Raw genomic sequence first — 24,703 nt, forward strand, 5'->3', positions numbered from 1 at the left:
CACGAGCCGATGTGCGCCTCCGCCCGTCAGCACGTGCTGGCCGCGCCCGGCTCACCCGCCCGCCCGGAGCATCTGGCTCGCGGCGAGCTCGCGATAGAGGGCACTGCTGACCAGCAGTTCCTCGTGGCGTCCGGCGGCGGCTGTGCGGCCGTCCTGGAGCACCACGATGTGGTCGGCGTGCTGCACGGTGGACAGACGGTGGGCGATGACCAGCAGGGCGCACTCCTGGGCGATGTCCTTCATGACGGTGGTGAGCGCCGATTCGTTGATCGCGTCGAGGTGGGAGGTGGGCTCGTCCAGGAGGAGCAGCGCGGGGTCGGCCAGCAACGCGCGGGCGAGGGCGACACGTTGACGCTCGCCGCCGGAGAGGTTGCCGCCGCGTTCACCGACGGCGGCGGCAAGGCCCCCGGGCAGCCGCTCGACGACCTCTTCGAGCCGGGCCAGTTCGACGACGCGACGGATCTCCGCTTCCGTGGCGTCGGGTACGGCGTAGGTGATGTTGTCGCGCAGGGTGCCGTGGACGACATGGGCGTTCTGGTCGACCACGGCGATGCCTTGGCGGCAGGCGCCACGGGTGAGTTCGGTCGCGGGCCGCCCGTCGAAGAGCAAGGTGCCCGCGTCCGGCTCGTAGAACCTCGCGGCCAGCGCGAACACCGTGCTCTTGCCGGCGCCGGACCGGCCCACCAGGGCCACGTGCCGGCGCTGCGGGACGGCGAACGAGACACCGCGCAGGACCGGTCGCTCCGGGTCGTAGCCGAAGTGGACGTCGTGCAGGGCGAGGACGGGGTGTTCGCGGGTGCCGGACGGCCCGGTCGGCCGCGGTGCGGGCGCCGGGCCCTTCGGCTTCTGGGGCGTCGTGGGCTCCACAGGGAGGCGGAGTACCTCGTCGATGCGCTGGTAGGCGCCCATCCCGCGTTGGACCAGGCCCATGGCGCGGAAGACGGAGGACAGCGGCAGGACGAGGTAGGAGGCGTACAGCAGGAACGCGACGAGGTCACCGAGGGAGCCCGCATGGCCGCCCACGCGCAGGCCGCCGACGACCAGGACGATGAGGAAGGATCCCTGGACGGCGAGTTCGACGGCGGAACTCATCACGGAGGCGAGCTTCGCGGTGCGCACCCCCGCGCCGTAGGCCGCGTCCACGCGGGCGCCGATGCCGGCCGCCTCGCGCTCCTCGGCGCGGTGCACGCGCACCATCGGCAGGGAGCCAAGGACGCGTTCCATGTCGGCGGCGACGGCGCCGACCGAGCCCTGCATGTGTTCGGACGCGAGCCTGATGCCGGTGAGCAGCGAGGCGACCACCACGGCCGCCGCTGCCACGGTGACGGCGACCAGGAGCAGCAGCAGAGGGTCCAGCCACGCCATGAGGGCGATCGCCCCGGCAGCGACCAGGCTTCCCGTCACGAGATCGACCAGGGCCTGCGAGACGACCTCCCGCAGCAAGGTGGTGTCGGCCGTCACCCGGGAGGTGAGGTCGCCGCCCCGATGGCGGTGGTACTCCCTCATCTCCAGCCGGAGCAGCCGGCCCACCAGTCCGTGCCGGAGTTGCCGCACGACGCCTTCGCCCATCCGTTCCAGAAGGAAGCGTCCTGCTGCCCCCACCGCCGCCTCGACGGCGAACAGCGAGCCCAGGAGCACCAGCAGCGGCCAGATGAGCTGTCCGCGGCCGCTCGCGTCGACGACCTGCTTGGCGACGAGCGGCTGGGCCAGCCCCAGGGCGGAGCCCACGAGGGTCAGCAGGCTGGCGACGGCGATGGCCCTCCGGTGCCCGGCGGTGAGCCGGTACATCGTGGCCACCGCCGCCAGGGTGGACTTGCCGGTTTCGGGCGCGGCTTCGGCGTCGGTGGCCGCGGCCCGGCTGTCGTGCGAGGCCGTCGCGCCGGTCATCGGTCGGTAGGTCGTGGCACCGGCCCGACGGCCACCAGCCGGGCGAAGTAGCCCTGTGGGACCCCTTCGCCGACGGGTCGGCCCTCGGCCTCGATCCAGGCGTGTGCGGTGAAGGGCGGGGTGACCCGCACGCCGGTGCACCAGGTCGCCCAGGTTCCGCCGAGCCGGCACAGCAGCGCCGCTCCCAGGGAGCGCGGCAGGCAACCCTTAGGCCCGGCACAGCGCAGGCTGGCGGCACACATGGCGTCACGTGCGTTCTGTGCCTGCGCGGGCGTCGCGGGCGTGGCGCCGCGCCGCAGGATGCCCAGCACGGTGCGGATGTGGCGGGGCGGCAGCAGGGCGAGGGCGACGGCGGGGAGCAGGACGAGTCGGGCGGTCAGGCGTCGGGCCAGGGGGACACCGGTGGGCCGCTCCAGCGCGCTGGGCGTGGTCATGAGGCGAGCCCCGAGCCGCGCAGCTCCCGTACGAGCGTCTCGACGTCCTGCAGGGCCTGCGCCTGATCGATGTCGAACTCCCGGACCAGGGCGGCGGCCGCGTCCGCCTCCTCACCGCCGTCCAGCAGGGTCCGCACCACCAAGGTGGCCGTCGGGTTCAACTCCCAATAGGCGCCCGCCTGTTCATCCAGCAGGACGGTGCCGTAGTCGGTCTCGGCCGTGGAGACGTTGTCGCCGAACCGCAGGGACATGTGAGGGCCTTTCTGGCGTGTGTGACATGGGCGCGATCAGGGGTGTGGAACACCGGTGCGGCCGTGGGTGAGTCCGCGCAGCCACACCTCCGCGGCGATCGTGGAGTAGAGGATGGCGTCGGAGAGCCCGGGGGAGGCGGGCCGCCGGGCGAGGCGGCGCAGCTCGGCGCCGTTCACCAGGCCCAGCTCAGCCAGCCGTGAGTCCTCCCACAGGGCCAGAAGATCGGCGCGGTGTTCCCGCAGTCCGTTGGAGGCGTCCATGGAGGCCGTGGCCTTGTTGCTGCGTCGCAGGCACTCCTCGGGCACGATCCCGCGCATCGCGGCGCTCAGAGCGGGCTTGTAGCGCCAGGGCGTGACGCGTTCGCTGGGGCGTACGGCGAGAAACGCCTCGATGACGCGGTCGTCGAGGAAGGGAGAGGCCATCGGCAGGCCGGCTCGGGCCGCCATCCGGTCCCACTGCCGGATGACGCGGGTGCACGAGCGGATCTGCTCCAGGTCGGTGTGCAGTCCACGGTCCGGATGCAGCGGGGAGGCCGTCGTCGCGGCATCGAGCAGGGCCCGGCGGGCCATCCGCTCGGCCTCGGGGGTCACCCAGTCGAACAGGCGCGGGGCCATGCCCCAGCCCAGCCCGGTCGTGACGGAAGGGGGCAGCGGGCCTCGCAGGCCACCGGCGGCGTCGGCAAGCCATTTCCCGTACGGCCGGGAGTCGGCGAGAGCGCGCAGTGTGCCGCCGATCGGCCATTGCCACAGCGCCCGGAACCCGCGCAACTGGCGCAGTGCGAACAGCGGACGGGTGCGCAGCAGCCGGTGGTAGTACGCCTCGGAGCACCATGCCACGTGGTCGCCGCCGATCCCGGTCAGGTGCAACCGGCTGCCGCGTGCGGCGAGGCCGGGAAGGTGGTGCAGCACCCTGGAGCGGTCCATGACGCCGATGGTGGGTTCGTCGAGGAGGTCGTCGATGTCGAGCAGGTCCTCGTAGACCAGCGGCGAGGCGTCGGCGTCCCAGACCACGTGTTCGACGTCCGGCAGGTGCCCCACCGCCCGCTTCGCCCAGAACAGGTCGGTGTCCGCCGGATCCCGTCCCGGCCAGGTACTGGCGACCACGCGGGCGGGGGAGCGGTCGGCCAGGAAACAGAGGGAGGTGGAGTCGAGGCCTCCGGAGAGGTCGCAGCTCAGCACTCCGCCCTGACGGGTGCGCGCACCGACGGCCTCCTCCAGCGCCGTCCGGATCAGGGGCGCCGCTTTGCCCAGCGGCCGGACCGGCTCCGGCGGTGTCCACCACCGGGTGTGCCGTACGGTGCGGCCGTCCGCGGCGACGACCACGGCTTCCTGCGGAGGAACGGCGGTGACCGCACGCCACATCGAGGTCTCGAACAGCGGGTACGGGGCGGGCCAGAGCAGCCTGACGGCCAGTTCCTCCACGTCGGGGTCCTGGCCCAGGACGGCGGCCAGGGTGTCGGCGCGGGTGGCGGCCACGCGTACGCCGTCGATCTCCGCGTGGAAGACGAGTCGCAGTCCGGAGGCCGTGCCCTGCACCCTGATCCGTCCGTCGAGGGCGCCGACGAGGTGAAAGCTGCCGGAGAGCGACCGGGCCAGTGCGTCGAGCTCCGCGAGATCGCGCAAGCGTGCGGCCCGGCGCCGTAGTTCGTCGGCGTCGATCGGGCAGCAGCCGACGACGGCGAGGGAGGCGCCGCCGACGCTCGCCGCGACGACCTCGTCGTCGTGCCAGTGGCCGACCAGCCAGGGCCGGCCCGACGCATGCGCGAGGGTCCGGCTTCCAGGACGGGCGAAGGAGCGGGCCGCGGCGGCCGTGTCCGCACGGTCCGTGAAGACCGCGAAGTGCGCGTCGCCGGGGCCCGTCCCCGCACTTTCGTGCAGTTCAGTCATGACGTCGGGTCAGGGACCGTCGGTCGTCAGTTCTTGCTCAGGATCAGCCGGTCGTTGCCGGAGCGCTGGAGGAGCCCCGTCTCCTTCCGGAAGGTACCGAGCCGGACGAGCGTCGGCGCCTCATAAGCCTTCTTCATGACCACTCCTCAGGTGCGGGATCGCGGCCACCTCCCTGACCGACGGCCCAGCGGGCTGAGCCCGTGTGCGGTCGGTCGGCTCAGGGCTCATCGGGAACCCGGGCCGGGAAGCGGACACAACACCAGGTAGCTGCAGAGCGGGGGGGCCAAAACAAGAGCCCTTGCAAAGTTCGGATGGTATGGAAACTTTGCATGCCCTGGGTTGTGCGCCCGCTCTCGTCCGGGTTGCCGTCGGCGCAGTATTGCTGTGCGGCCCGGGTGGACACATGCACGAATGCGCGTTTTGACGTGCCGTCCGGCACTTGCTCACCGCACCTGCCAGGGCGTGCTTGCCGGCGGCCTCGGGTGGGGCGCCGCCGGGGCGCCATCACGCGCTCGACGTGCTCCTCCTCGCGTCCCCGCGGCTTCCCGGAAGCCATCGAGGGCTCGCCTCCTCCCGGCGTGGTCGATCTCGGACAACCCCCTTCTCACCTCTGTGGACATTCTTCCGAATCGACCCTCTAGGATGTCGGCCGCACATCACGTCACCTGCGGTGACGTCCGGTCCGTCCGGCGGTTGCCGGGGGCAGAGGCTACGGGGGAGATCTTCGGTGTTCGGAATCATCAGGCCATGCCGTCATCGCCTGGGCGAGGGCATGCGCACCGAGTGGATGGCGCATCTGTGCGGGCTGTGCCTGGCGCTGCGCGGAGAGTACGGGCAGTTCGCGCGGGTGGCCACCAACTACGACGGACTGATCGTCTCGGTGCTGACCGAGGCGCAGTCGGAGCGCACCGGCGACCGGCGGCGGGGTGCCGGTCCCTGCCCGCTGCGCGGGATGCGGTCGGCGGACGTGGCGCAGGGCGAGGGCGCGCGGCTGGCGGCGACGGTGTCGTTGGTGCTGGCGGCGGCGAAGATACGTGACCATGTGGCCGACGGCGACGGCCTGTTGGGGCGCCGCCCGGTGACACTGGCGGCACGCCGCATCGCCCGCGGCTGGGACCGCGCGGGCGCCGTCGGCGGCGAACGGCTCGGCTTCGACACCGCGGTCCTGCTCGGCGCGGTCGAACGCCAGCCGGAGATCGAGCGGTCGACCGGTCCCGGCGGCTCGCTGCTGACGGTCACGGAGCCCACGGAGACGGCGACCGCCGCCGCCTTCGCGCACACCGCGGTGCTCGCGGGCCGCCCGGGCAACGCCGAACCGCTGGCGGAGGCCGGCCGTCTGTTCGGTCGCCTGGCGCACCTGCTGGACGCGGTGGAGGACCTCGACGCCGACGAGGCCTCCGGCGCGTGGAACCCGATCGCCGTGACCGGCGCGGACCGCGCCGAGGTGCGCCGGCTCTGCGACGACGCCGTCCATGGGATCCGACTCGCCCTGTCCGACGCCGAGTTCGTCGACGGCCGGTTGGCCCGGGCGCTGCTGGGCGAGGAGTTGCAGCGCGCCGTCGACCGTGTCTTCGACCCCCGGCACCGCCACCACCAGCGCCGCCACCAGGCGCGGGGCCCGCGCACGCTGCCCTGGCTGGGAACCCGAAGGACGACGGAACTGCCCTCGCAGACCGCGACCGGAACCACCTGCGGCGTGGGGGCGCTCGCGGGCGCCGCCCCCGAGGGCGCCGCGATGGCGTCGGACCGGCCACGGGAAGGGGAGTGCCGGCGCTGTGGCCGCTGGCGGCAGTTGTGCGGCCGGTGCGGACTGTGCTTCAGCTGCTGCACCTGCAACGACGACGACGGCGGCCCGGACGAGGGAGAGCCCTGGCAGTTCGGCGAGGGGAACCGCGGCGGCGGCTCGGGGCAGAACGGTTCCGGGGGTGACGGCTGGTTCGGAGGTTCGGGCAGCGGCAACTCGGGCGGATCCTCCGGTGGCTCCGGTGGCTCCGGTGGCTCCGGTGGCTCCGGCGGTTCGGGCGGCTCCGGTGGTTCGGGTGACGGCTGCGGCGGCGGTGGTGGCGGCTGCTGCAACCCGTGCAAGTGCTGCTGCGACTGCTGCGACTGAACGGCCGACGAGGCGGGCCGGCCCTGGAGCAGCGGTCGGCCCGTCGCCTACTGAGAGAGGCTGCCGTTACTGAGAGAGGCTGCCGTGTCGACCGTGCCGGCGCCGCCGCTCGTGCACATGGCGGCCCAGCAGCGCGCCGCCGAACACCACGAAGCCCACTCCGATGAGCCAGGACTGGATGATCAGAACGGTGCCGACCGCCCCGTAGGTGATCGCGTTGCTCACGATCAGCGGTGAGAACACCTGGTCCGAGAACCAGCGCAGGCCGCCCAGGCCCGCCACCGTGGCCAACGCGCCCGGGAACAGGGCGGCCCACGGCACCCGCTCACCCAGCAGGAAGTGCTGGCCCCACCAGAAGAACAGCACCCCGAACAGCAGGGCGAGGAAGACGCGTACGGCCGACTGCGCCGCCCCGTCCCGCAGTACCGCCCCGCTCCGCGTCTCGGCCAGCAGGTATCCCAGGAGCGCGGCCAGCCACACGACGCGGCGCCACGCATGGTGCCAGGGGCCGGCCGGCACCTCCCAGATCCTCTCGTAGCCGTTCTGCACACTCGCGGCGAAGCTGACGCCGAACAGCGCGACGAGCAGCCCACTGAGGAGGCTGGTCGCGCTGAGCACCTTGCGTGGTGCGGCGAACAGGTCGAGCACCACGTCGGCCGGGCGCCCGGACAGGCTCATGGCGTCGATCACCCACAGGGCGAAGCTCCGCTCCTGGAAGGGCAGTGCCGCCGCCACGACGATCAACAGGGGAACCAGCGTCACCAGGCCGAACGCGGAGAAGCCCATGGCCCGGTGCAGCAGTTCCAGTTCGCTGCCGTGCCGCCAGAGCCGTCCGGCGGCCGAGTCGTGCCACCGGGACCGCAGTCGGTGGTGGCGCGGCCGCGGCTCCCGCGCGGAGCCGGAGCCGTTGGGGTCGGTCACGTGCGCCTCACTTCCCGGCGCGCCCGGAGGGGCGGGACGGGGCCATGACCCAGCGGATGGTCCGCGTCACGGCCTGGCCGGTGGGGTGTACGGCGAGGTTCTCGACGACCGGCACGCGGGGCAGCCACAGCATGCCGCGGGCCCAGTGCGGGAGCAGTGCGACGGCGTTCACGGCCAGGGCGCCGTAGAAGGGTCTTACCGCGAGGGGCAGGGGAGGCTGGAACAGCAGGAAGCGGGCGGCGGCCCTGGCCTCGGGCGTCGCCCGCAGTTCGGGCCGGTAGGCGCACAGGCGCTCGGACAGCTCGTGGCGGTCACGCGGCGGGTCGGTCACCCCGAGCGCCTCGGCGACACGCGCGGTGTCGGCGACATAGGCGTCGTAGCCGGCGGTGTCCAGGGGGCGGGCGCCGTAGCGTTCGTGGGCGCGCAGGAAGCTCTCCGTCTCGGCGGCGTGCACCCAGCCGAGCAGATGCGGATCGGCCGCGTGGTAGGGCACCCCCTCGGTGGTGGTCCCCCGGATCCGCTCGTGGATGCCGCGGACGCGATCGACCGCCCGCTGGGCGTCCGCGGCGGTGCCGTAGGTGGTCATGGCCAGGAACGTGCTGGTGCGCTGCAGCCGGCCCCACGGGTCGCCGCGGTAGCCGGAGTGCCCGGCCACTGCCGCCATGGCGAGCGGGTGGAGGGACTGCAGCAGCAGTGCGCTCAACCCGCCGATGAACATCGAGGCGTCACCGTGAACCGTGCGGATCGGGCGGTCGGGCCCGAACCAGCGCGGCCCGGGGGTGTCGTGTATGCGGGCTCGCACCGCCGGTCCGTCGGGTCCGGCGACACGGCGGAACAGGGCCTGGCTCAGTTGGTCACGGACTGCGGTCAGCACGCTCGGCCTCCCCTCTCCTACTGCCCAGTGTCCGACATACCATCTTCAAACGGTGATAAATGCGCATTCCGTGCACGGGTGGGCGTGTGTCGAGCGGGGAAGCGGCAGCCGCTCCATGCGTCGAGGAGGGCAGGGGCCAACGTCGCGCGCATGGTCGACCACGATGCTCCCCATCTCGACGATCTCCGTGCCACCCGCGAGGCCTACGACGCCGCCGCCGTCACCTACGCCCGGCTCTTCCACGACTCGCTGCGTGATCTCCCTCTGGACCGAGCGATGTTGGGAGTCTTCGCCGAGGTGGTCCGCGCGGCCGGGGGCGGCAGGGTCGCCGACCTGGGGTGCGGGCCCGGCCATGTCACCGCTCACCTGGCCGAGTCGGGGCTGGAGGCGTTCGGGGTCGACGCCTCTCCCGCGATGATCGAGTTGGCTCGGCAGGCCCATCCGGAGCTGCGGTTCGAGGTGGGTTCGATGACCGCGTTGGACATCCGCGACGGCGAGCTCGACGGCGTGCTCGCACGATGGTCCGTCATCCACACTCCGCCCAGCCGACTCCCCGTCGTCCTGGGCGAGTTCCAGCGGGTGCTGGCACCCGGCGGCCACCTGCTGATCGGCTTCTCGGCGACCGACGGCCCCGCCCACCCGACGCAGGTCTTCGACCACGCCGTCGCGCCGGCCTACCGGTGGTCGCCCGATCACCTCGCCGCGCTGCTGCGCGAGTCCGGGCTGGCCGAGACGGCCCGGCTGGTGCGCGAGCCGCAGCCCGCCGACCGGCGGCAGTTCCAGGAGGTTCACCTGCTCGCCCGCAAGGCCTCGACACCGCCCGCCTGACGGAGGCGGCGGGCCTCCGGGCGGGGCCTGTGTTCGGCCGGATGCGGTCTGTGCACGGTGGGGCGAGCCCCAGTAGCTTGTGCGACCGTCGCGTCCTGGGAGGTCTCGTGAACGGTCTCCGTGCGGTGATGGTCTGTCTCGTACTCACGTGCGCCGCGGTGACATCACCCGCCGTGGCCGCGAAGCCTGCCTGGTCGGAGCTGGCGGTGCCGGCGGCGGCCCCGCCGGTGGCGGTGGCCGATCTCGCCGCCCGGGGGTCACACGAGGCCTGGGCGACCGGCTCCGAGCAGACCGCAGACGGCCCGCGGCCCACGTTGTACCGGTGGGACGGCACGGCTTGGAGCCGTGACACCGCCTTCCCCGGCGCCGACGCGACGGGCCGGCTCGGCAAGGTGCGGTGCGTCGACGACGAGGTGTGGATCCTCCACGTACGCGACGGGGCGGGGGAGATCCTGCGCCGGTCGGCGGCGGGCGCGTGGAGTGCCTTACCGCTGCCGCAGGAGCTGCGCGTCCACCAGGACTTCACCGCCGTGCCCGGCGCGGCGTGGGTGGTCGGCGAGGACGACACCGGCCTGAAGGTGCTGCGGTACGACGGCTCGGACTGGACCGCGCAGCCCACCCCGGACGGTGTGCTCTACCTGATGGGGATCACCGCGCGTGCCGCCGACGACGCCTGGGCCTGGGCGGACACCGCCACCGGCACCACCGTCCTGCGCTGGGACGGTACGGCCTGGCGGGACGCGAACGTGCCCCTGCCGCCGGACAGCAACGTGCACACGGTCCTGCTCGAACCGTCGGGGCGGGTCACGATCGGCGGCACCCGGTACGCCGACGGCGTGCCCGGCACCTACCTGATGACCTTCGACGGACACTCCTGGCGCACCAGCCACCCACCGCTGGGCGACACCCACACCGCGGGCATGGTGCGCGGCCCGGACGGCGCACTGTGGCTGCCGGTGCGCAGCGACCGCGCGTTCCGGTCGAAGTACGCGCGGGTGGACGGCCGCCGCACCACCTACTCCTACGGCCCCGAGCGCACGAACGCGATCGACGTCCGACCGCGGGCCCTGGCGAAGGCCGGGACCTCGCTGCTGGCCTTCGGGACCGTCGAGATCTACGGCTCGAAGCCGAATCTGATGAGCGAGCGGCTGGGAGGCTGACCATGGCACGCCGACCTCTCGTCACCGCTCTCGCCGTCACCATGGCCTTCCTGACCCTCATGACCGGGGCCGCGGCGGACACCCTGTCCTGGAGACACGTTCCGGTCCCGGCACAGGTGCGCCCGCAGGCCAGCCTGAACGAGGCCGTGGCGTTCGGACCGGACCACGCGTGGGCCGTGGGCGCCGACGCCGTCGGCCGGGAGGCGCCGGGCTTCCCGCTGGTCCTGCGCTGGGACGGAACCGCGTGGCGGCGCCACACGCTGTCCGGCGTCGGGTGGCAGGGAGAACTGCTCTCAGTCGCCGCCGTCTCGTCGACCGACGCCTGGGCGGTCGGCCGCGACTCGGCGGGCGGCGCCCGTCTGCTCCGCCACGACGGCACCGGCTGGTGCGAGAGCCGCCCCCCCGAGCGGTGTCGACCTGACCAGGGCCGTCGCCGGCGGCGGCGAGACCTGGCTGATCGGCTCCCGGGACGGCGCGCAGGTGCTGCTGCGCCGGGACGGGCGCGGCTGGCAGGACGTGCCGGCGCCGCCGGGATCGGTGTCCGGGCTGCACATCCTGGCGGCCGACGACGTCTGGGCCGCGGGCGCCACCGGCTCGGGCGCGGCCGTGTCGCACTGGGACGGGCGGACGTGGCAGCAGACGATCGTGGACGGGTTCCCGCGCTCGGCCGTCGGCAGTGTGCTGGCGGTCTCGCCCACGGAGGTGTGGGCGGGCGGCACCGCCGGATTCATCGGTGGCCCGGCGGGCCGCCCGATACCGCCGCTGCTGGTCCGCTTCGACGGGCAGACGTGGCACCGGGTGACCGTCCCCACCGACTTCGGCGGGATCACTTCACTCACGCCCACCACGTCCGGGGCGCTCGGCTGGGTCGCGGTGTCCCGTTCCCAGAAGTGGGGCCCGCCGGGGAGCAGCCCGCCGCTCGTTTCGGGCCCGGACTTCCTGCACTGGGACGGTCAGGCCTTCACCGGGTACGACGAGCCGACGGTGGCGGGGGAGGGCAAGTCCTCGGTGCTGCGGTCGGCGCCGGTGCCGGGCACCGGGTCGGTGTGGTCGGTCGGGCGGGCCGCCGGACCCGAGGGCACCTTCGCACCCCGTGTCCTGCGCTTCGGCTGAGCCGCGTCACGAGGCCCGGTCACACCCGCGTTCTGCCTGCCAGGGGCTGCGGGGCGAAGGAGCGCAGCAGGTCCGCGCCGGGCCGGACCATGCCGTAGCTGCTCTCGGGGACCTCGTTCCAGGCGCCGGGCAGATCGCCCAGGGGCTCGGAGACGATGAGGCGGGTGTCGTCGGAGACCTCGCGCAGGAAGGCCAGGTCGGGGTGGAGCGAGCGCAGCGTCTCCACACGGGTGCTGTAGAACAGCGAGCGCGACGTCTTCTGGCTGGAGTAACGAAAGGCCCACACCGACTCGCCGTCCGTGACGGCCACCGTCATCTGCAGCGGGTACTCCACCCCGTGCTCGTGACCGACCTGCTCCACCAGACCCGCCATCCTCGCCACGGCACCAGGAGGGTCCTCCTCCAGGCCGTAGGTCAGCGCCAGACGGAACATCAGCTCGGAGTCGGTGGACCCCTCGATGCCGGCGAAGAGCTCCGGGTCCACGGCCAGGGAAAGGTCCCGCCGGACCAGATGGAAGTCGGCGATCGCCCCGTTGTGCATCCACATCCAGCGGCCGTGGCGGAAGGGATGGCTGTTGGTCTGCTGCACCGCCGTACCGGTCGAGGCCCGGATGTGGGCGAAGAACAGTGGGGATTCGACGTGGTCGGCGATCTCCCGCAGGTTGCGGTTGCTCCACGCCGGACCGATGTCGCGGAAGATCGCCGGGGTCCGCAGACCCGGCGAGTACCAGCCGACGCCGAACCCGTCACCGTTGGTGGTCTCCACGCCCATGCGTGAGTGCAGACTCTGGTCGATGAGGGAGTGCGTCGGCCGGTAGAGAATGGTGTCGAGAAGGATGGGCGTTCCCGAGTAGGCGAGCCACCGGCACATCGACCGACCACCTCCTGCCGAGCGGGTAGCCGGCATTCCCACGCCGGCCTTCCCATGGTGGTGCGGCCGTCCGGTGATCGCCACACGAGGGGACACACGCCGGGGCGTACGGCGGGAGGCGTACGACGGGACACACGCCGGACCGGACGGGCGCGGTCGGCTGTCCCCGCGTCGGCGCACGCGGCACCGCTGCGCGCCCCTCAGCTCCGATAGTCCCGCAGCTTCCGGTACAGCGTGGCGCGGGCGATGCCCAGGGCCGCCGCCGTGCGGGCCTTGTTGCCACCGTTGCGGCGCAGGGCCTCCAGGATGGCGGAGCGTTCGGCGTGCTCCATGGGGCTGAGCCGCCGGGCCGCCGGGCCCTCACGGACGTGGTCCGGCAGTTCGGCCCGGCGGACGGGCCCCGACGCCCGCCGTTGCTCGGCCAACGCCCGGACGACATGCACGAGTTCGGTGACGTTGCCGGGCCACGGATGCCGTTCCAGGGCGCGCAGGGCGTCCAGTGTCCAGGTGAGCGGAGGCTGCCCGGGCGCCGGCTTCGGAGCCAGGGCCTTCAGCAACTCCCTGATGTCCTCGGGGCGTTCACGCAACGCGGGCAGACTGACCGAGCGGGCGGCCAGTGTGTCCAGGAGCCGCTGGAGGCAGGGGCCCGGGGGCGCCCCGGGCGTGTAGGTGGCCAACAGGGGTGCGCCCGGGTGTGCTTCGAGGAGTGAGTTGAGCGTCGCGATGTCGGGTTGCGCGAGACGCTCGACATGGCGGATCAGGAGCGCATGCCCCTCCTTCAACGCCTCGACCGCGGAGCCGAGTTCGCCCTCCGCCGCGTCGACGACCAGCGACTCGGGGGCGAGGGCGTGGGCTAGCGCCGTTTTGCCGGTGCCTCGTTCGCCCACCAGCAACAAGGGCTCCGGTGACCGGGCCAGCTCCGTGGCCCGACCGACCGCGTGCCGCCACGGCACCGAGCGCCCGGCCGGCGCCGCGACATCCCGGTCGCCCTGCCCGGCCCGCCCGCATCGCCCGACCGGCGTGACCGTGTCGGCGCAGAGCGGCTCCAGGACGGCCACCGCGCCGATGACCGCCCCACGGTGCCAGACCGGGGTGACCGTCGCGGAACACCGGACGTCCTCCGGCAGCCGGACCCGCCACGCGTCCGAGGCCGCACCGGTCCCGGACGGGGCCTCGCCCGGCGCCGGTTCACCCCCGGAGGTCGGTGCCGCCCTGTCCTCCGCCTCCCGCAGCAGCACGACGGCACCCCGCTCCAGCGCCTCCAGCCCCTCCGGTGACAACAGCCGGCCCGCGGCCTCGCTCACCAGCCGGTTGCGGCCGTCGAGGGCGACCACCGCCCGCCCCCGCTCCCGAGCGGCCCGCAGATACGCGTCCAGCAGCACCCGCTCGGCCGGCCGCGACCGCGCCAGCAGCTCCGCCTCCACGGCACCGGCGGCCGCCTCGGCGAGGGAGGCCCACGGATGCGGGGCGCACGCGGCGCACAACTCGGAGGTGACCGTCACGGTGCCCACGGTGCGTCCGGTCTCCGGCCCGAGCACGGGCACGCTGACCGCGGACATGTCCTGCCACAGATCGAGGAAGTGTTCCGGGCCGTGCACCTCGGCGCGACGGCGGGTGCGCAGCGCCAGTGCCGCGCTGTTGTGGCCGACCACCTGCTCGGAGAGGTCCTCGTGGTACGGATCGCCGGGCGCGCGCCCGGTCGCCCACAGCACGCGCAACCGCTCGTCGGTCAGCAGGAGCGCCGTTCTCCCGGTGCCCACCGCGGGGGCCAGCCGTTCGAGCACGGGCCGGGCCGCCGCCAACAGGTCCGACTCCTCCGGCGGTACGCCGCCGGGGCCGTCACCGTCAGGCAGTGCGCCGCCGCGCTCCTCGTCGGCCCGTACGGCGTCGTGCCGTACGCCGAAGAAGCGGGCACGCTTCCAGGCGGCGACGGTCTCCTCCGGCACCCCGTCCGGCAGCCGGCGGCCTTCCAGGAACGACTCACGGGCCCTGCGCAGCGACGCCATGGCAGGGTCGACGGGGAGATGATCTGCGGTGGTCACGACCCCCTCACCGTACCCGTCATGCTTGAAGGAGCAACAAGCACCCCGAGCAACCACCCGACGCGCCGCCCCGAGCAACCACCCCGCCCCACCACCCCGAGCGCGACGCACGCACTGTCTCGTATTGAGACACCCACGCTCCCGCGCCGCCCTCCATGATCTTGAACGGTCGGTGCCTGTCCTCATTCCCTGGAGCGTTTCCCGTGCACACCGTCGAGCCGGTCGCAGAGCCGGATGTCGTGACCGACGTACTGATCGTGGGCAGTGGCCCGGCAGGCGCCTCCGCCGCGCTAGCCCTGAGCACGTACGGCGTCCCGAACATCGTGGTCACCCGCTATGCAAGTCTCGCCGACACGCCCCGGGCCCACATCACCAATCAGCGCACCATGGAGGTGCTGCGGGACCTCGGCGTCGAGGACGAGGTCGTCGCGAAGGCCACCCCGCAGCGGCTGATGGGCGACACGACCTTCTGCACCAGCCTCGCGGGGGAGGAACTGGGCCGGATCCGCTCCTGGGGCAACGACCCGCTCGTCCAGGCCGCGCACGAACTGGCCAGCCCCACCCGCATGTGCGACATGCCGCAGCACCTCATGGAGCCCGTCCTCGTCGACGCGGCCGTCGCGCGCGGCACGAACCTGCGCTTCAGCACCGTCTACAAGTCCTTCGTCCAGGACGACGACGGCGTCACGGTCACCGTCGAGGACCGGCTGCGCGGCGACGAGTACACCATCCGCGCCAAGTACCTCATCGGCGCCGACGGCGGCCGCTCCCAGGTCGCCGAGGACGCCGGGCTGCCGATGGGCGGTCAGATGGGTGTGGCCGGCAGCATCAACATCGTCTTCGACATGGACCTGTCGAAGTACACCGCGCACCGCCCGTCCACCCTCTACTGGGTGCTGGCCCCCGGCGCCACCGTCGGCGGCATCGGCGCGGGCCTGGTGCGGTGCGTGCGCCCCTGGAACGAGTGGCTGATCGTCTGGGGCTACGACGTCGCCGCGGGCGCCCCCGACCTGACCACCGAGTACGCCGAGTCGATCGTCCGCAGGCTGGTCGGCGACGACGAGATCCCCGTGACGATCAAGTCCTCCTCGGCCTGGACCGTCAACGAGATGTACGCCGAGACCTACTCCCATGGGAGGGTCTTCTGCGCCGGCGACGCCACCCACCGCCACCCGCCGTCCAACGGCCTCGGCTCCAACACCTCCATCCAGGACTCCTACAACCTGGCCTGGAAGCTCAAGCTCGTCCTCGACGGCACCGCGTCCCCCGCGCTGCTCGACACCTACACCGCCGAACGCGCCCCGATCGGCAGGCAGATCGTCACCCGCGCCAACAAGTCCATCGGCGAGACCGCCCCCGTCTTCGAGGCCCTCGACGGGCTCTCCCCGCAGACCCCCGACCAGCTGTGGGCCAACATCGCCGCCCGCAAGGACGACAGCGAGGCGGCCGAGAAGCAGCGGGCGCGGCTCCGGGAGGCGATCGCGTTCAAGGTGTACGAGTTCAACGCGCACGGCGTCGACCTCAACCAGCGGTACTCCGCGACGAGTTCCACGGCGGTCGTCCCCGACGGCACGCCGGACCCCGGCTTCGCCCGCGACCCCGAGCTGTACCACCAGCCGAGCTCCCGCCCCGGAGCCAAACTCCCGCACGCCTGGATCACCTCCGGCACCCGCGCCCTCTCCACCCTCGACACCGTCGGCCGCGGCCGCTTCACCCTGCTCACCGGCATCGGCGGTACCCACTGGCTCCGGGCCGCAAAGGCCCAGGACCTGGAGATCGCCACCGTCGTCATAGGCCCCGGCCAGGAGTACGAGGACCCGTACGGCGACTGGGCACGGCTCAGGGAGGTCGCCGACGGGGGAGCGCTCCTCGTGCGGCCGGACGGTTACGTCGCCTTCCGCCACGCGACGCCGGCCGCGACCCCGACGGACGCCGAACGGCTGTTGACCGGGGCGGTGCGGCGCATTCTCGGGCACGGCTGACCGGGGGATCCTTCAGACATGACCACCGAATTCACCACCCGCGTCACGGAGGCCGTCGTCGCCAGCCTCGACGGCACGGCCGATCCGCGCCTGCGCGAGCTGCTGACCGCCCTCACCCGCCACCTCCACGCCTTCGTCCGCGAGACCGAACCCACGACGGCGGAGTGGGAGCGGGCGATCGCCTTCCTCACGGCGACCGGGCAGGCCTGCACGGACACCAGGCAGGAGTTCGTCCTCCTGTCGGACGTCCTCGGCGTCTCGATGCTCGTCGAGACGATCAACAGCGACGAGCGCGGCGGCGCGACGGAGTCGACGGTCCTCGGCCCCTTCCACATGACCGAGTCACCGGTCCGGGAACTCGGCGCCGACATCGACCTGGTCGGCGGCGGCGAACCGTGCGTGATCAGCGGCCGCGTGCTGTCCGGCGACGGCACCCCGCTGCCCGGCGCGACCCTCGACGTCTGGCAGGCGAACGCCGAGGGCTACTACGACGTCCAGCAGCCCGACGTCCAGCCGGCGGGCAACGGCCGCGGACTGTTCACGGCGGACGGCGAGGGCCGCTTCTGGTTCCGCACCTGTGTGCCGAGCCCGTATCCCATCCCCACGGACGGCCCGGTCGGCGACCTCCTCCGGGCGACGGCCCGGCACCCCTACCGCCCGGCGCACATCCACTTCATCGCCTCGGCCGAGGGACACACCCCGGTCACCACGCACATCTTCGTGGCCGGCAGCGACCACCTCGACTCCGACGCGGTCTTCGCGGTCAAGGACAGCCTCGTGCAGGACTTCGCCGAGACCGACGACCCGTCGCTGGCACGACGGTTCGACATCCCGAACCCGTTCCGCCACGCCCGCTTCGACCTCGTGCTCAACACGTCGGACGTACCGGCCGAACGCCACCCGGAGCGGTCGTGACCGCGATGGAATTCGTGTACGAGGCCCAGCCCGTCCGGGTCGTGATGCGCCCCGGCGCGTCGGTGACGGCGGTGCCGGGGGAGGCCGAACGGCTCGGTCTGCGGGCCCTGTTGGTGGTCTGCGGACCGAGGGGCACCGAGACCGCGGAAGCTGTCGCGCGGGCGCTGGGCGACGCGTGCGCCGGGGTGTTCGCGCGGGCTCGCCAGCATGTGCCGGTGGAGGTGGCCGACGAGGCGGTCCACGCGGCGCGCGCCGCGGGCGCGGACGGCCTCGTGGCGGTCGGCGGCGGCTCGGCGATCGGACTGGGCAAGGCGATCGCGCTGCGCACCGAACTGCCGCTGATCGCCGTGCCTTCGACGTACTCCGGCTCGGAGATGACCTCCGTCTGGGGCCTGACGGAGCACGGCGCCAAACGCACCGGCCGCGCCCCGTCGGTCCTGCCGCGCAGCGTCGTCTACGACCCCGAACTCACCCTCACCCTCCCGGTGCCCCTCTCCGTGACCAGCGGCATCAACGCCCTCGCCCACGCCGCCGAGGCCCTGTACGCGCCGGACGCCTCGCCGCTGGTGTCGCTGACGGCGGAGGAGGGCGCCCGGGCCATGGCGGGCGCGCTCCCCGCGGTGGCGGCCGACCCCGGGGACCTGGAGGCACGCGGCCGCGCCCTCTACGGCGCCTGGCTCTGCGGCACCGCGCTCGGCGCGACCACGATGGGCCTGCACCACAAGCTGTGCCACGTCCTGGGCGGCACCTTCGGCCTCCCGCACGCCGAGACCCACACGGTCGTCCTCCCGTACGTGCTCGCCCACAACGCCCCGGCGGCCCCCGAAGCCATGACGGCCCTCGCCCGGGCACTGGGAACCGACAACCCCGCCGAAGCCCTCCAAGACCTCGCCGGCGGCCTCGGAGCCCCCCGATCGCTCGCCCAACTCGGCCTCGAAGAGGCCGACTTGGCGACGGCAGCGGCTCAGGTGACGAGCCAGGCCTACCCCAACCCACGCCGGACCTCCACAGCGGAAGCCCTGAAGATCCTGAGAGCGGCGTACACCGGCGACCGCCCTCGGGCATGGTCCTGACCATGCCCCGCCCCGCCCAGCGCCGACGCACGCACGACTGACTGCCGACGCGCGAAGAACCGACGGCCGCCGCACAGGCGACGACGAGACTCGAAAGGTGAACACCATGCCCCTCGCACTGCTCCGGCGGCGACGCGGGAATGCCCCCGGAGGCGCCGCGGGCGCCCTGTTCCCGGTGCCGGACGGCGCGGGTGTCGTCCTCCGCGAGGTACTGGACCCCGTGAACCAGCCCATGGCCGCGGCGGACGTCACGGTGACGGAACTGCGCACCCACCGCGTGGCGGCCCGCGGCGCGACCGACCCGTACGGCTTCTTCACGGCCGCTCTGCCGCCGGGCACCTACAGCATGCTGATCATGGCCGAGGGGCTGGAACCGCACCGGGAGACGATCGAGGTCACCTCGGACAGCGGTGTCTCCCGGGAACGGGTGTGGCTCCAGTCGGCCCGCGCGCTCGAACTCCCGCCGCCCGGAACCTGGCTCTTCGACCCGCCGCACACCGCGATCCGCTTCATCGCCAAGCACGTCGGCATGGCCCATGTGCACGGCCGCTTCGAACGCTTCGAGGGCGGCCTCGCGGTCGACCAGGACATGACGCGCTCGCGCGTCCACGTCCGCATCGACGCGTCCAGCATCAACACCGGCAACAACACCCGTGACACGCACCTGCGTTCAGCGGATTTCCTCGACGTCGAACGCTTCCCGTACATCGACTTCACCAGCACGCGCTTCGCCTACCGCGGCGGCAGCAAGTGGACCCTCCAGGGCAGCCTCACCATGCACGGCGTCAGCCGCTCCGTCGCCCTCGACACCACCTACCTCGGCACCGTCAACGGCGGCTACGGCGAGGAACTCCGCTGCGCCGCCCTAGCCAAGTCCGAACTCCACCGCGAGGACTACACCCTGAACTGGCGCTCCATGCTCGCCCGGGGCATAGCGGTCGTGGGCCCCACCATCCAACTCGAACTGGACGTCCAGGCGATGTACCGCACCCACGACACACCTACGCCGCCGGAGTAGGGCGACCCGGGACGTGGCCGTCGGGCGTTCACTCGGTGGTCGCCCGTATGTCTGAGAGCGGCGGGGGCAGGGTAGGACCACGGTGCCGTCGATGCGGTGCGGCACGCTGGGGGGCGCCTTGGATCAGCCGTACTTCTTTCTCAGTTACGCCAGGCGGGACGACCGGGCGGCCTACGTCGGGCGGTTCTACAACGACCTGCTGCACGCCCTCGACCTGCCGGGCACGTTCTCGGCCCGCCAGCCCACCTTCCGTGACGTCGAGAACATCCTGCTCGGTGACGACTGGCTGCTGGAACTGAGCCGCGCGGTCGGTTCGTGCAAGGCCATGGTCGCGCTCTACTCGCCTGCCTACTTCCGCAGCGAGTACTGCGGCAAGGAGTGGACCCACTTCGCCGCACGGGTCAAGCGCTACCAGGAGAGGACCTCCGTGCAGCCGCGTGCGCTGGTCCCGGTGCTCTGGGAACCGGTGCCGCAGCGCAGGATGCCCGCCGAGGTCAGGGCGGTCCAGTACACCGAACCGGGCTTCGGCGAGGAGTACCTCAGACACGGGTTGCTGCAGCTGATGCAGTCGGATCCCGGCGGAGCCGCGTACCGGCACGTGGTCGAGGAACTGGCCCGCCGGGTACGCGGGGCGGCCGATCCCTTCAACCTGCCCACCGACGAGCCTCCCGCCTTCGACCTGTCGACGGTACGGGGCTGCTTCCCGGTCAACGAAGCACCGGAACTCACCGGGCACGTCCGGATATTCGTCGCCGCCTGCACCAAGTCACAGCCTCCGGTGGGCCGTTCGCACACCACGTACTACGGGGAGGCGCCGTGGATGTGGGCGCCCTACAGCCCACCGCGCGTCCCCACCGTCGTGGAGCGGGCCAAGCGGGTCATCACCGGCGACGGACACACCGCCAGCGTCGAGGCGGTGAGCCCCCAGCTCATCCGCCACCTCAACCGCGCCCGCAGCCTCAACCAGGCATGCGTCCTGCTCGTGGACGCCTGGTCGGCGCGCGAAGCGCCGTACCGGGGGGCGCTCGTGCGCTACGACGAACTCCACCACCCGACGACCGCGGTGCTCGTCCCCTGCCACGAGCACGACAGGGAGTCGGGCACGGACAACGAGACGCTGTGGGACGCGGTCAAGGAGGTCTTCGAGCGCAACTGGCTGCGGCGCAACGACCCTCACGACCCTGTGTTCTGGGCCCCTGTCGACCAGCACGAGTTCGACGACATGCTGGCCCGGGCCGTGACGGTGACCCAGAACCGGATCGCCGCCAGCGGCCAGGTCCGGCGTCTGCCGCCGGGCGGACCGCCCCCGACGATGCCCCGTCTGTGACCCGTCCGACCGACCACGACTGCCCAGGAGACCGGATGAGCACCTCCAGCGCGCCGGACGGCCGAGGCCAGGTCGTCACCTTCTACTCGTTCAAGGGCGGTGTCGGCCGCACGATGGCCCTGGCGAACGTGGCCTGGATCCTGGCCAGCCGGGGCAAACGCGTGCTGGCCGTCGACTGGGACCTGGAGGCCCCGGGCCTGCACAGCTACTTCCATCCCCTGCTCACCGACCCCGAGCTGCGCGACACCGACGGGCTGATCGACCTGCTGCGCGCCTACCAGCAGGCGGTGCTCCTGCCCGGCCACGAGGAGGCCCCGCAGGACGAGGGCTGGTTCCGCCGGACACTGGACCTGAGACCGTACGTCGTCGGCCTCGACCTCAAGTTCGCGAGCGGCGGACGGCTGGACTTCCTGCCCGCAGGCAGGCAGAACGCGGCCTATTCGGACTCCGTCACCACCTTCGACTGGCACGCGTTCTACGAACGACTCGGCGGCGGATCGTTCCTGCTGGAGATGCGCGAGGAGATGGCCGCCCGCTACGACTACGTCCTGATAGACAGCCGCACCGGTGTCACCGACAGTTCGGGCATCTGTACGGTGCTGCTCCCCGACACCCTCGTCCTCGGCTTCGTCTACAACGTGCAGAACATGCGCGGCTCCGCGCACGTCGCCCGCGCCGTGACGAAGGGCTCACGTCGCCCGATACGGCTGCTGCCGGTCCCCATGCGCGTCGAGGACGCGGAGCGGGAGCGACTGGAGATCAGCCGCGACCGTGCCAGGGAGGTCTTCGGCGGCCATCTCGCGTGGCTGGACGAGGGAAGCGTCGAACGCTACTGGGGCGACGTGGAGATCCCGTACAAGACGTTCTACGCCTACGAGGAGATCGTCGCGCCCGTCGGCGACCGTCCGTTGCAGGAGGGCACGGTCCTCAAGGCCTGTGAGCGGCTCACGGACTGGCTCACCGACGGCGAGGTCCGCAGGGGCGTTCCGCTGCCGGACGAGGAGCGACAGCGGCTGCTCACCGCCTATATGAACAAGAGCAGGGCCATCAGCGCCTGCCTCTTCGTCAGTTACGCGCCCGGGGACCGGATCTGGGCGGAGTGGGTCGCCTGGCACCTGGAATCCGCCGGGTTCCGCGTCACCCTGCACGACGTCACCGCCACCCGCCCCGGCGAGACCGCCCCGGAGGTGGTGCGCGCCCTGGCGGAGGAGGGCAGAGTCCTCGCGCTGCTGTCCGAGGAGTACGCGGCGGTTGCGCAGTCGGCCGTGCTCTGGCGTGCGCTGACCGGCCGGGAACGCGCCCTCGCCCCCGAACTGATCGCCGTTCGGATCCACGGTGGCGAACGGGCCCTTGAGCCGCCCTTCGACCTCGCCGCCGCCCCCAGCATCGCCCACCTCACCCCGGTGAACGCGGTACGGCGCCTGCGGCAGAGCGTCGGCCCGCCGCCCTCGGCCCCCACCCCCGGGCGCGGCACACCCGCGCTGCTGACTCCGGAACCGCCGCGCTATCCGGGAACGAATCCGTCCGTCGAGTCGCTGCTGCCGCGCAACACCGGCTTCACCGGCCGGAACGCACTGCTGCACGAACTGCGCGACCGCCTCACCTCGGCGGATTCCGGCACCCCGCAGGTCCTCGTGGGCCTCGGCGGAGTCGGCAAGACACAGACGGCACTGGAGTACACCTACCGATTCCGTGGTTCCTACGACGTGGTCTGGTGGGTCCCGGCGGCCGAACCCACGGTCATCGCCAGCGAGTTGGCACGCCTCGCGCCGCAACTCGGCATCGAGCACGGGGAGGACACGGCGCTCACCGCGGGGCGGGTGCTCAGGGCCCTGGCCGGCGGGACCCCCTACCGCAACTGGCTGATCGTCTTCGACAGCGCGGGCTCACCGGAGGAGACGGCCGACTGGCTCCCCGCCGAGACCTCGCAGGGCGGACATGTGATCGTCACCTCCCGCGACCGCACGTGGGAGGAAGCGGGGAACGTACTGCCGGTCGAGGTGTTCAGCCGGTCCGAGAGTGTGGCGCTGCTGGGGCGGCACAACCCGGGACTCGACCCGGACAGCACCCAGCAGATCGCTCACGAACTCGGCGATCTCCCGCTCGCCGTCCACCAGGCCGCCGTGTGGCTGAGCGCCACGGCCATGCCCGCCGACCGTTATCTGCAACTCCTGCGCACCCATGCCACCGAGCTGCTCAAGCGCACGGAGAAGCGCTCGCTGGAACTGGCCGGATGGCTGGTGTCGTTGGAGGAGATCCGTGCCAACAGTCCGGCCGCCGCAGACCTGTTGGAGATCTGTTCCTTCTTCGGCGCCGACCCCATCCCGATGGACCTGCTCTACACCCGTTCCCTGATGGACGCCCTCACGCTCGGCGAGGACGAACCCCGGGACGAGGTGACCATCAGCGAGGTCTTCCAGGAGATCAACCGGTTCGGGCTGGCCCAGGCGGACCAGGAGGAGGGCACGCTGGTCGTCCACCGTCTGGTGCAGGCCGAGATCCGCCACTCGATGCCGGTGGAACGGCGCCTGGCACTGCGCTCGGTGGTGCACTCCGTACTGGCGGCGGGAAATCCCAAGTCCCCCGGAGCCCCGGAGAGTTGGGCGCGCTACGCGCAACTCCTGCCCCACCTGTGGCCCAGCCGCGCGGCGCGCAGTGACGACCCCGCCGTGCAGCAGTGGATCATTGACACGGTCCGCTGTCTCTGGCGCCGCAATCTGCTCGGCCCCGGGCGGGACACCGCCGAGCGTGTCCTCGCCGAGTGGACCGAACGCCTGGGCCCGGACAGCATCCAGGTCCTCGGTCTGCGCACTCAGCTCGGCAACATCCTGCGCTCCCAGGGCGCTTCGCGTGAGGCCTGGCGCAACGACCTCGACGTCCACACGCGGCTGGCCGCCCTGGTGGGCCCGGAGCGTCGCCGTACCCTCATCGCCGCCGCGAACGTGGCCGCCGATCTCAACGCCCTGGGCCGTTACGCGGAGGCCAGGGAATGGGACCGCGCCACCTACGAGGCCAGCAAGGCGGCCTGGCCACCCGACGACCTGCGGTTGTCCATGCACGCCAGCAACCTCGGCGTATCCGAGTACCTGTGCGGAGACCGGCTCGCGGCCCTGGAGATCCACCGGCGTGTGTACCGCGACCGACTCGACCTCAAGGGCCCCACGGACATCTACACCCTCAGCGCCGCCTCCAACTACGCCCGCGACCTCCGCGAGACCGGTGACCTCCGTGCGGCGCTCGTACTCCTTGAGGAGACCTGCCAGTTGCTGTGGGAACGGCTGGGCCCCCGCCACGCCCAGACGCTGTCCACCCAACGCAATCACGCGGTGGCACTACGCAGGTCGGGCCGCTACGAAGAGGCCCGCGACCTCGTCGCGTCCGTCCACCTGATGTACGCGGAGGACCGTGGCCCCGATCACCCGGACACGCTGGCCGCCCGTGCCGACCTGGCCAATGTGCTCGCGGCTCTCGGCGACGTCGACAGGGCTCGTGATCACGCCGATCACATCCTGGCCCGCCAGCGGCAGACCCTGGGGGAGTCGCACCCCTACACACTGGGCTGCCAGAACAACCTGGCGATCTATCTGCGGCTCGGCGGCCACGCGGCGGCCGCCCGAGCGACCTCGAAACGTGCTCTCAGGGCATTGACCGACACGCTCGGCGCACGGCACCCGTACACCCTGGACGCGATGATCAACTATGCCAACTGCCTGGTCGACACAGGCGAGACGGAGGCGGCCATCGCCCTCGAACGCGAGGCGCTCGCAGGGGTGTTGGAGACTCTGGGGGCCGACCACTACGACGTCGTCACCCTGCGCTCCAACCTGTCGATCGATCTCGCGGGGGTGGGAGTGACGGAGGAATCGGAGGAGCACTACAGTGGGGCCCTGCAACTCGCCGCCCGCACCTTGGGCGTGAACCACCCGACCTACGAGGCGGTGGACAGCGGGGTGCGGCTGGACGCGGACATCGAGCCACCCTTCACTTTCTGATTCCGCGCCCCGAGAGCG

At 72.3% G+C, this 24,703-nt stretch carries 19 protein-coding genes; 10 read left to right on the top strand and 9 right to left on the bottom strand.

The genetic code is table 11. The annotated features are described in order from the left end of the window. Window positions 1-51: 51 nt before the first annotated feature. From GWK25_RS19105 to GWK25_RS19125, 5 genes are read right to left on the bottom strand one after another with little or no spacing between them, the layout of a single operon-like run. Complete coding sequence (locus GWK25_RS19105) at window positions 52-1,887, bottom strand: ABC transporter ATP-binding protein (protein ID WP_215451777.1); 1,836 nt, start codon at window positions 1,885-1,887, stop codon at window positions 52-54. Continuing rightward, entirely contained in the window at window positions 1,884-2,321 is a 438-nt protein-coding gene (locus GWK25_RS19110; protein ID WP_215451778.1) for a lasso peptide biosynthesis B2 protein, read from the bottom strand. Before GWK25_RS19110 ends, GWK25_RS19105 begins: the two co-directional genes overlap by 4 nt. Then, window positions 2,318-2,572 carry a lasso peptide biosynthesis PqqD family chaperone gene (locus GWK25_RS19115; RefSeq protein ID WP_215451779.1) on the bottom strand — a complete coding sequence of 85 codons (255 nt, stop codon included), beginning with the start codon at window positions 2,570-2,572 and terminating at the stop codon, window positions 2,318-2,320. Before GWK25_RS19115 ends, GWK25_RS19110 begins: the two co-directional genes overlap by 4 nt. Window positions 2,573-2,608: 36 nt before the next feature. Further along, complete coding sequence (locus GWK25_RS19120; RefSeq protein WP_215451780.1) at window positions 2,609-4,459, bottom strand: lasso peptide isopeptide bond-forming cyclase; 1,851 nt, start codon at window positions 4,457-4,459, stop codon at window positions 2,609-2,611. Between the two features lie 26 nt (window positions 4,460-4,485). Further along, on the bottom strand, window positions 4,486-4,596 hold the full coding sequence (locus GWK25_RS19125) for a keywimysin-related RiPP (RefSeq protein WP_107047813.1): 111 nt from the start codon (window positions 4,594-4,596) through the stop codon (window positions 4,486-4,488). 590 nt (window positions 4,597-5,186) lie between these two features. On the opposite strand from GWK25_RS19125, the gene GWK25_RS19130 reads away from it, so the two are divergent. Beyond that, window positions 5,187-6,569 carry a DUF5685 family protein gene (locus GWK25_RS19130; protein ID WP_215451781.1) on the top strand — a complete coding sequence of 461 codons (1,383 nt, stop codon included), beginning with the start codon at window positions 5,187-5,189 and terminating at the stop codon, window positions 6,567-6,569. A 66-nt stretch (window positions 6,570-6,635) separates the two neighbouring features. Here the strand turns inward: GWK25_RS19130 and GWK25_RS19135 are convergent, their stop codons facing one another. Beyond that, on the bottom strand, window positions 6,636-7,490 hold the full coding sequence (locus tag GWK25_RS19135) for a YhjD/YihY/BrkB family envelope integrity protein (RefSeq protein ID WP_215451782.1): 855 nt from the start codon (window positions 7,488-7,490) through the stop codon (window positions 6,636-6,638). 7 nt (window positions 7,491-7,497) lie between these two features. After that, window positions 7,498-8,364, bottom strand: coding sequence for an oxygenase MpaB family protein (locus GWK25_RS19140; protein ID WP_215451783.1), 867 nt, complete (start codon window positions 8,362-8,364; stop codon window positions 7,498-7,500). 150 nt (window positions 8,365-8,514) lie between these two features. On the opposite strand from GWK25_RS19140, the gene GWK25_RS19145 reads away from it, so the two are divergent. The 3 genes from GWK25_RS19145 (at window position 8,515) to GWK25_RS43545 (ending at window position 11,465) form a co-directional block, all read left to right on the top strand. Then, a complete protein-coding gene (locus GWK25_RS19145) occupies window positions 8,515-9,192 on the top strand; it encodes a class I SAM-dependent methyltransferase (RefSeq protein WP_215451784.1) in 678 nt (225 codons plus the stop codon). 107 nt (window positions 9,193-9,299) lie between these two features. Continuing rightward, on the top strand, window positions 9,300-10,352 hold the full coding sequence (locus tag GWK25_RS19150) for a hypothetical protein (protein ID WP_215451785.1): 1,053 nt from the start codon (window positions 9,300-9,302) through the stop codon (window positions 10,350-10,352). Window positions 10,353-10,832: 480 nt separating this feature from the next. Then, window positions 10,833-11,465, top strand: a complete 633-nt coding sequence (locus tag GWK25_RS43545; RefSeq protein WP_251828923.1) for a hypothetical protein — start codon at window positions 10,833-10,835, stop codon at window positions 11,463-11,465. Between the two features lie 19 nt (window positions 11,466-11,484). Here GWK25_RS43545 and GWK25_RS19160 read toward each other — a convergent pair whose 3' ends face one another. Together GWK25_RS19160 and GWK25_RS19165 are read right to left on the bottom strand one after the other, a co-directional pair. Beyond that, entirely contained in the window at window positions 11,485-12,336 is an 852-nt protein-coding gene (locus GWK25_RS19160) for a class II glutamine amidotransferase (RefSeq protein WP_215451786.1), read from the bottom strand. 200 nt (window positions 12,337-12,536) lie between these two features. After that, window positions 12,537-14,342: a helix-turn-helix domain-containing protein gene (locus tag GWK25_RS19165; protein WP_215457440.1), complete on the bottom strand. Its 1,806-nt coding sequence runs from the start codon at window positions 14,340-14,342 to the stop codon at window positions 12,537-12,539. Between the two features lie 239 nt (window positions 14,343-14,581). On the opposite strand from GWK25_RS19165, the gene GWK25_RS19170 reads away from it, so the two are divergent. The 6 genes from GWK25_RS19170 to fxsT all read left to right on the top strand — a co-directional run bounded on the left by GWK25_RS19170 (window position 14,582) and on the right by fxsT (window position 24,685). After that, entirely contained in the window at window positions 14,582-16,360 is a 1,779-nt protein-coding gene (locus tag GWK25_RS19170) for an FAD-dependent monooxygenase (RefSeq protein ID WP_215451787.1), read from the top strand. Between the two features lie 18 nt (window positions 16,361-16,378). Beyond that, window positions 16,379-17,275, top strand: a complete 897-nt coding sequence (locus GWK25_RS19175; RefSeq protein ID WP_215451788.1) for an intradiol ring-cleavage dioxygenase — start codon at window positions 16,379-16,381, stop codon at window positions 17,273-17,275. 5 nt (window positions 17,276-17,280) lie between these two features. Beyond that, the gene (locus GWK25_RS19180; RefSeq protein WP_215457441.1) at window positions 17,281-18,348 is read left to right on the top strand and encodes a maleylacetate reductase; all 1,068 of its coding nucleotides are present in this window, start codon (window positions 17,281-17,283) and stop codon (window positions 18,346-18,348) included. 106 nt (window positions 18,349-18,454) lie between these two features. Next, entirely contained in the window at window positions 18,455-19,366 is a 912-nt protein-coding gene (locus GWK25_RS19185; RefSeq protein WP_215451789.1) for a YceI family protein, read from the top strand. 118 nt (window positions 19,367-19,484) lie between these two features. Continuing rightward, complete coding sequence (locus tag GWK25_RS19190; protein ID WP_215451790.1) at window positions 19,485-20,693, top strand: TIR-like protein FxsC; 1,209 nt, start codon at window positions 19,485-19,487, stop codon at window positions 20,691-20,693. 35 nt (window positions 20,694-20,728) lie between these two features. Further along, window positions 20,729-24,685 carry an FxSxx-COOH system tetratricopeptide repeat protein gene (gene fxsT, locus GWK25_RS19195; protein WP_215451791.1) on the top strand — a complete coding sequence of 1,319 codons (3,957 nt, stop codon included), beginning with the start codon at window positions 20,729-20,731 and terminating at the stop codon, window positions 24,683-24,685. Window positions 24,686-24,703 lie beyond the last annotated feature (18 nt).

The sequence above is a fragment of the Streptomyces sp. ATCC 21386 genome (genome assembly GCF_018728545.1).
Lineage (GTDB): Bacteria > Actinomycetota > Actinomycetes > Streptomycetales > Streptomycetaceae > Streptomyces.

Bases quoted from the DNA above. Each gene is read 5' to 3' on its own strand.
- GWK25_RS19110 (WP_215451778.1), bottom strand. From the start codon at position 2,321: ATGACCACGCCCAGCGCGCTGGAGCGGCCCACCGGTGTCCCCCTGGCC.
- GWK25_RS19145 (WP_215451784.1), top strand. From the start codon at position 8,515: ATGGTCGACCACGATGCTCCCCATCTCGACGATCTCCGTGCCACCCGC.
- GWK25_RS19165 (WP_215457440.1), bottom strand. From the start codon at position 14,342: ATGGCGTCGCTGCGCAGGGCCCGTGAGTCGTTCCTGGAAGGCCGCCGG.
- GWK25_RS19185 (WP_215451789.1), top strand. From the start codon at position 18,455: ATGCCCCTCGCACTGCTCCGGCGGCGACGCGGGAATGCCCCCGGAGGC.
- GWK25_RS19180 (WP_215457441.1), top strand. From the start codon at position 17,281: ATGGAATTCGTGTACGAGGCCCAGCCCGTCCGGGTCGTGATGCGCCCC.
- GWK25_RS19175 (WP_215451788.1), top strand. From the start codon at position 16,379: ATGACCACCGAATTCACCACCCGCGTCACGGAGGCCGTCGTCGCCAGC.
- GWK25_RS19120 (WP_215451780.1), bottom strand. From the start codon at position 4,459: ATGACTGAACTGCACGAAAGTGCGGGGACGGGCCCCGGCGACGCGCAC.
- fxsT (WP_215451791.1), top strand. From the start codon at position 20,729: ATGAGCACCTCCAGCGCGCCGGACGGCCGAGGCCAGGTCGTCACCTTC.
- GWK25_RS19160 (WP_215451786.1), bottom strand. From the start codon at position 12,336: ATGTGCCGGTGGCTCGCCTACTCGGGAACGCCCATCCTTCTCGACACC.
- GWK25_RS19105 (WP_215451777.1), bottom strand. From the start codon at position 1,887: ATGACCGGCGCGACGGCCTCGCACGACAGCCGGGCCGCGGCCACCGAC.
- GWK25_RS19125 (WP_107047813.1), bottom strand. From the start codon at position 4,596: ATGAAGAAGGCTTATGAGGCGCCGACGCTCGTCCGGCTCGGTACCTTC.
- GWK25_RS19115 (WP_215451779.1), bottom strand. From the start codon at position 2,572: ATGTCCCTGCGGTTCGGCGACAACGTCTCCACGGCCGAGACCGACTAC.